Source organism: Phenylobacterium sp. (assembly GCF_030651755.1).
In the GTDB taxonomy this organism is placed as follows: Bacteria; Pseudomonadota; Alphaproteobacteria; order Caulobacterales; family Caulobacteraceae; genus Phenylobacterium.
The window spans coordinates 1-6,200 of the sequence record NZ_JAUSBZ010000027.1 but is presented as its reverse complement, the minus strand read 5'-3'; the positions used below and the strand labels follow the sequence as shown (position 1 = coordinate 6,200).

At 67.8% G+C, this 6,200-nt stretch carries 5 protein-coding genes; 3 read left to right on the top strand and 2 right to left on the bottom strand.

Features of this window, described 5'->3' with window-relative positions:
- From Q7V15_RS02310 to Q7V15_RS02300, 3 genes are all read left to right on the top strand, one after another.
- Positions 1-810, top strand: an 810-nt coding sequence (locus tag Q7V15_RS02310; RefSeq protein ID WP_304753511.1) for an HAD-IC family P-type ATPase, incomplete at its 5' end; no start/stop codon positions are given.
- Positions 810-965 (top strand): cbb3-type cytochrome oxidase assembly protein CcoS, encoded by a 156-nt coding sequence (gene ccoS / locus Q7V15_RS02305; protein WP_304753510.1) that lies wholly within the window; start codon positions 810-812, stop codon positions 963-965. The genes Q7V15_RS02310 and ccoS, both read left to right, overlap by 1 nt.
- A 129-nt stretch (positions 966-1,094) precedes the next feature.
- Positions 1,095-2,408: a sorbosone dehydrogenase family protein gene (locus tag Q7V15_RS02300; RefSeq protein ID WP_304753509.1), complete on the top strand. Its 1,314-nt coding sequence runs from the start codon at positions 1,095-1,097 to the stop codon at positions 2,406-2,408.
- Here Q7V15_RS02300 and Q7V15_RS02295 read toward each other — a convergent pair.
- Together Q7V15_RS02295 and Q7V15_RS02290 are read right to left on the bottom strand one after the other, a co-directional pair.
- A complete protein-coding gene (locus Q7V15_RS02295; RefSeq protein ID WP_304753507.1) occupies positions 2,390-3,874 on the bottom strand; it encodes a globin-coupled sensor protein in 1,485 nt (494 codons plus the stop codon). The two genes, Q7V15_RS02300 and Q7V15_RS02295, sit on opposite strands and share 19 nt — an antisense overlap.
- Positions 3,875-4,118: 244 nt before the next feature.
- The gene (locus Q7V15_RS02290) at positions 4,119-6,164 is read right to left on the bottom strand and encodes a TonB-dependent siderophore receptor (RefSeq protein ID WP_304753504.1); all 2,046 of its coding nucleotides are present in this window, start codon (positions 6,162-6,164) and stop codon (positions 4,119-4,121) included.
- Positions 6,165-6,200 lie beyond the last annotated feature (36 nt).

The window sequence follows — 6,200 nt, the reverse complement described above, 5'->3', positions numbered from 1 at the left end:
ATCGAGGCGCCAGCCCAGACCCTGGCCCTGGCCGCGCCGCTGGCCCGCGCCTCGGCCCACCCCTTGGCCCGCGCCCTGGCGGCCGAGGCCGGCCCCGGACCTCGGGCGACCGACGTGGTCGAAACCGCCGGTCAAGGCGTCGAAGGCCTGATTGATGGTCGCCGCGCGCGGCTAGGCCGGGCGAGTTTCGTCGGGCTGGAGGGCGTCCGTGTCGGGGAGACCGAGCTGTGGTTCGCCTATGAGGGGGACACCTGCGTCCGCTTCCGGTTCTCCGATCAGCTACGTCCTGACGCCGCCCAGACCATCGCCGAGCTCCGCGCCCTGGGCTTGAGTGTCGAGATCCTGTCGGGCGACCTGGAAGGTCCGGTGGCGCGGGCCGCCCAGACCCTCGACATCAACCACTGGCGGTCGGGATTGACGCCGCAGGACAAGGCCGCAGCCATCGATGCGCTGACCGCCCAGGGGCGCAAGGTGCTGATGGTGGGCGACGGACTCAATGACACCGCCGCCCTGGCCAAGGCCCATGCGGCCATGGCCCCGGGCGCCGCCCTGGACGCCAGCCAGAACGCGGCGGATCTGGTCTTCTCTGGGGAGGCCCTCGGAGCCGTGGCCGACTCGATACGGGTGGCTCGCGCCGCCCGAAGCCGGGCGCTTGAGAATTTTGGTTTCTCGGCGGTCTACAATCTGGGCGCCATCCCGCTGGCCATGCTCGGCTTCGTCAATCCGCTGATCGCGGCCCTGGCCATGTCCGGGTCGTCCCTTGTGGTGACGCTGAACGCCCTGCGCATGCACGGAGCTGGTAAGGCCTGATGGGCATCATTCTGATCCTCGCCCCGATCTCTGTGGCTCTGGGCCTGGCGGGCCTGGGCGCCTTTTGGTGGACCCTGAGAAGCGGCCAATATGATGACCCTGCCGGGGACGCCGTCCGCATCCTCATGGACGACTCCGACAACAAGATCGGCTGACCGGCGGGCGCTGGGACAAAAGGCCGCTCATGGCCCCGCCGCCCAAGGTTCATCGATCGTCGGAATGGGCTCTGGACCCGGCCGAGCTCTAGGACCAAGGTTCGCTCAGCCCGCAAGCTGGAGCCTGCCATGCGCCCCTATCTCGTTTTCGCCATCGGAGCCGTGCTGCTCTCCAGCTGTACGGCGGGATCGGAAGAGCCGTTTGTCGGCTTCGGCGCCGATCCGACCATCCCCGCCCCGGAGAAGAGCCTGCTGCCACGGGTCAATCCAGCCAAGGCGGTCGGCTGGCCCACGGGCGCTGCGCCCGTGGCGCCTGATGGCTTCGTCGTGACCCGTTTCGCCGGAGATCTGATCCATCCCCGTTGGCTGCTGGTCCTGCCCAACGGGGACGTCCTGGTGTCCGAGGCCAGTTCAGAGCCCAAACCGCCAGAAGGACTCATGGACCGGATCGGCCAGCGGGTGCAGGCCTTCGCCGGCGCCCTGAAGCCAAGCCCCAACCGCATCATGCTGTTGCGAGACGCTGACGGCGATGGCGTCGCCGAAATCCGCGAAGTGTTCGCTTCAGGGCTGAACCGGCCCCAGGGCATGGCTCTGGTGGGGCAGACGCTCTACATCGCCAATACGGACGCCCTGGTCGCCACGCCCTATCGAGACGGCCAGCTCCGGATGGAGGGTATTCCCGAGACCGTCGTCGGTCTGCCGGCCGGCCCCCTGAACCATCACTGGGTCAAGAATGTCATTGCGCGTCCCGACGGGGGGCGGCTGTTCGTCACCTCCGGCTCCAACTCCAACATCGCCGAGAATGGTCTGGAGGCCGAGGAGAACCGGGCGGCGATCCTGGAGGTCGATCCGGTGGCCAGGACCTCGCGTCTCTATGCGTCTGGCCTCCGCAACCCCAATGGCATGGCCTATGAGCCGGTCACAGGCGCCCTTTGGACCGCGGTGAACGAGCGCGACATGCTGGGCGATGATCTCGTGCCCGACTACATGACCCGGGTGCAGGAGGGCGGCTTCTATGGCTGGCCCTATTCCTACTTCGGCGACACGGTCGATACCCGGGTTCAGCCTCAGAGGCCCGACCTGGTGGCCCAGGCCATCCGCCCGGACTACGCCCTGGGTCCCCACACCGCGTCCCTGGGCCTCACCTTCTATACGGGCCAGGCCTTCCCGACGCGCTATCAGGGCGGGGTCTTTGTCGGCCAGCATGGATCCTGGAACCGCAAGCCGCTGAGCGGGTACCGCGTGGTCTTCGTGCCGTTTGTCGGCGGCATGCCGCAGGGCGAGCCTGAGGCCTTCCTGACCGGCTTCCTGAATGACCGTGATCAGGCCATGGGGCGTCCGGTGGACGTCGCCGTCGACCTCCGCGGCGCCCTGCTGGTCACCGATGACGCTGGCGGCGCGGTGTGGCGGGTGGCCCCGACGGTTCAGGCCGCCGAGCGGTAACGCCCGGAACCGCCCGCGGTCTCGATCACGAAGCGCCCCACCAGACTGTTCAGCTGATCGGTCTCCCGACGCAAGGAGTGGGCCGCAGCGGTGGTTTCCTCGACCATGGCGGCGTTCTGCTGGGTCACATGGTCCATCTGGTTGACCGCGGCGTTCACCTCACCCAGCGCACGGGCCTGTTCCTCGGCTGAGCCGGCGATCTCGGCCACGCTGCGGTCGATCTCCACCACCCGCTCGACGATCCGGCGCAGGGCCTCACCTGTTTCAGCCACAAGGCTGACGCCGGACTCCACCTGGGTCGCGCTCTGGGTGATCAGGTTGCGGATCTGCTTGGCGGCCTCCGACGACCGCTGGGCCAACGCCCGGACCTCAGAGGCGACCACCGCGAAGCCGCGGCCCGCCTCACCGGCGCGGGCGGCCTCGACCCCGGCGTTCAGCGCCAGGAGGTTGGTCTGGAAGGCGATTTCGTCGATCACACCGATAATCTGGCCAATCTCCTTGGAGGAGACATCGATCTGGCCCATGGCCGCGACCGCACGGTCGACGACCTCGCCGGAGTGGACAGCCTCGCCCTTGGCGGCGCCGACCATGCCCGAGGCTTCCCGGGCGCCTGAGGCCGCCTTACGGACGCTCTCGGTCAATTCGTGCAGGGCTGCGGCGGTCTCTTCCAGGCTTGCAGCCTGCTGTTCGGTGCGACGGGACAGGTCGTCGGACGCCATGCCGATCTCGTCGGCCCCGGAACGAATGCCGCCGGAGGATTCTGCGACCTGCCCCATGGCCTCGGCCAGTTTGCTCACCGCAGCGTTGAAGTCGGCCTTCACACCATCGAACTGCGACGAGAGATCGGCATCGAGTCGGCCGGTCAGATCGCCGTCAGCCAGACGGCGCAGGGCGGCGGTAAGGGCGGCCATGGCCACGGCCTGTTGTTCCTCGACCTGCTGGCGGGCCGCCTCGGACTTCAGTCGTTCAGTCTCCAGAGCCTCAAGATAGATCGAGATCGCCAAGTCCATGTCCAGCAGGGTCGCCTTGACCAGGACAGAGACCGTCTCGGCCGTCTCCTGGGGGCGGGTGCGCCGGGTCAGGGTCGGCCAATGTTTGGCGACCGCGGCGTGGATCAGTTGCTCCAGGACCAGGGCGTAACCGCCAATGTACCATTGGGGCTCCAACCCCAGCCGGGCGTGGGTTTCACCAATGGTGCGAACGCCGGTGACGTAGTCTTCACCAAATTGCCCCTCGGCGATGATCCGCCAGTGGTCGGCCTGCCGGGACTGGGCGCCCGACATGTGGCTGTCACTCTTGAAGAACTTCTGGACCTGCGGGGTCTTGCGGATCTTGCCGTAGAAGATGTCCAGGGCTGGGCCGACAGCCTGAGCCACGAAGCCGCGGAGCCCTCGCAGCCGTTCGATGGACGATGCGTCCAGGCCGATAAAATCCAGCCGCTCTTGGATTTCAGTGGGCTTCTTCATGCTGAGCGTCCGGATTCCGCATATCACCGGTACACCTAGTCAGGTGGCCGGCCAGTTGGTCAGTAAATGCGCTGACACACCTAACGGCAGCTTAACCTTGCGGAGAAGCTGCGGCTCGCCCGGAGGCGGCGGATTGACGCAGTGTCAGACGCCCATCCCGAGCCGACAGGACGGGGCGTCAATCAGCTGGCGGCCTATCGGAAGCGATAGGTCAGACCGAGTCCCCACATGCGGGGCGCGCCCGTTATCCGAACGTCTTTCGCAGGCGCACAAAGATCGCCCGTCCGTACTCCAGATCGCGCACATCGACATAGGCCAGTTGCTCGTCAGACCGCGGCCCGACATAGACCTCGCGAATGCGCTGAACATTGCGCGCGCCGAGGTTCTGCAGTTCCACCCTCAGGATCAGATCGCGGCGGGGCTTGTACTCGCCGAACGCCACCACCCAGATGCCCGCCTTGCGGGTCTCCACCTCACTCAGCCGGAAATAACGCTCCCGGTAGCCCCCCAGAACATCCATCCCCAGATTGATCCGCAGGGCCGGCAGATCCTGCGTGAAATGGGCCTCCCATTCCACCGGCCGCTGCCCGGAGATTTCGCGGGTCTCGCCTGTCAGCGGATCAACGACCTCCGTCTCCCGCCACGTCCCCTGCCCTTTCAGCTGCCCCCCGCGCAGGCCCATCCGATCGAGCGGCAGGGTCAGGTTGACCACCGCCTCGCGCCGGGCGCCGTCGCCCAGATTGCCCGGAGCGTCCGCCACGGCGACCCCTTGGACAAAGATCGGCGCCCGGTCGATCACGTCAGCCAGATCCGACATCCGAAGCGTCGCCACCAGAACCACACCATTCGACCACCGCTGCTCAAACGCCGCCTCGCTCACCCAGGCCTGCTGGGGGCGAAGGTCGGGATTTCCCGCCAGCACCGCGCCGGTGCTGACCGCCGATGACGAGGCGACGAAGTCGTCGAAATTGAGCTGCCCCACCTCCCGCTCCACCCGCAGGCGCAGCTGCCGGCCGCCCCCGGCCGACCAGGCCAGGGACAGGCGCGGTTTGGTGAAGGCCAGGGACTTCTCCAGGTTCACATCACCGGTGGAGGAAATCGACGAGGTTTCGCGCCTGAGCCCGGCCTCCGCCGTCAGCCCAGGCCGCGCCCGCCAGGTGACGGCGCCAAAGACCTCGTTGCGGGTCTCCTCGACCACGACATCGGCGGCCGGCAGCGGAACAGCCCGACCGTTGAGGGTGAAGGCGGTACGGCTTTCGAGCCGATTGAGCGCCCCTTCACCGCCAAGCTCCAAGCTCAAGACGGGGCTCAGGGTCCGTCGCAGGGTCAGGCGGCCCACCGTTTCGGTGACCGCCTTGTCGAGGTCGAAGTCGCGACGCAGGCCAGGCGCTTCGAAGTCAGCGCGGGTCTCCACATCATTCCACTGCTGGAAGGCCACCGCCTCCAGCGTGGTGGCTGGACCCAGGTTGCGGCTGTAGCGTCCCCCCAGCTCCTTCTGGACCCGCACATTTGTGAAGTACTCGTACTCCCGGCCGCCGCCGCTCAGGCGATCGGTGATCTCGGCGCTGGCAGGGGTGCGCATATAGGCGCCATTCACCCGGAGCCGGCCCCCGGCCAGGGGGCTCTCCATCGCGCCCGTGGTCCAGGCCCGCAGGCCCCCGGCGTCGGCGTCCACCAAGGAGCGGATCAGCACCTCTCCATTGGGGCCAAACCGAACCCGCGGCCCGTCCCCGAGGGTGTCGTCGGGCCCCTTGCCGTAGACCAGGGACGCCTCGAACCGGCGGCCGAGCCACTCGGCCTGACTTTCGGCCCGGACACTGGTCAGCACCCGGCCGTCATTGATGAAATTGGCGGAAGCCATCACCGCGCCCTGGGCGCCGCTGGCCCGCGCGCGGACCACATTGGCGATCACGGAACGACCCTGCATGTCGATCCCCGGCGCGCCGCCGCGGATCAGTTCGATCCGAGCCACAGCCGAGGCCGGAATGCGCTTGAGGAGTTCGTCCAGGGCGTCGTTTTTGGAGACCGGCGGCTGTCCATCGATCAGCACATTGCCGCCGGATCCCGCCAGGCCGCGAACCGCGGCGCCCTTGTCGAAAGCGAAGCCCGGGAGGCGCAGCACCATGTCATAGGCGGTGTCGGGGGCGGCCTCGGCGAAGGCGCTGGGCGGATAGGCGATCACCCCGCGTTCGGCGCTCGGCGCTGCAAGCACGAGAGGGGGCGCCGGCGCAGGCGGGGCCTGCGCGACGGTGAAGCTGGCCGCACCGGCGGCCAGTACTGTGTGGATCATCCCTGCCCCTCCCCGGAGCTGTCTTATTCTCTTTTT

Excerpts from the sequence above, each read along its gene's own strand:
- Q7V15_RS02300 (WP_304753509.1), top strand. The coding sequence starts at position 1,095 with ATGCGCCCCTATCTCGTTTTCGCCATCGGAGCCGTGCTGCTCTCCAGC.
- ccoS (WP_304753510.1), top strand. The coding sequence starts at position 810 with ATGGGCATCATTCTGATCCTCGCCCCGATCTCTGTGGCTCTGGGCCTG.
- Q7V15_RS02295 (WP_304753507.1), bottom strand. The coding sequence starts at position 3,874 with ATGAAGAAGCCCACTGAAATCCAAGAGCGGCTGGATTTTATCGGCCTG.
- Q7V15_RS02290 (WP_304753504.1), bottom strand. The coding sequence starts at position 6,164 with ATGATCCACACAGTACTGGCCGCCGGTGCGGCCAGCTTCACCGTCGCG.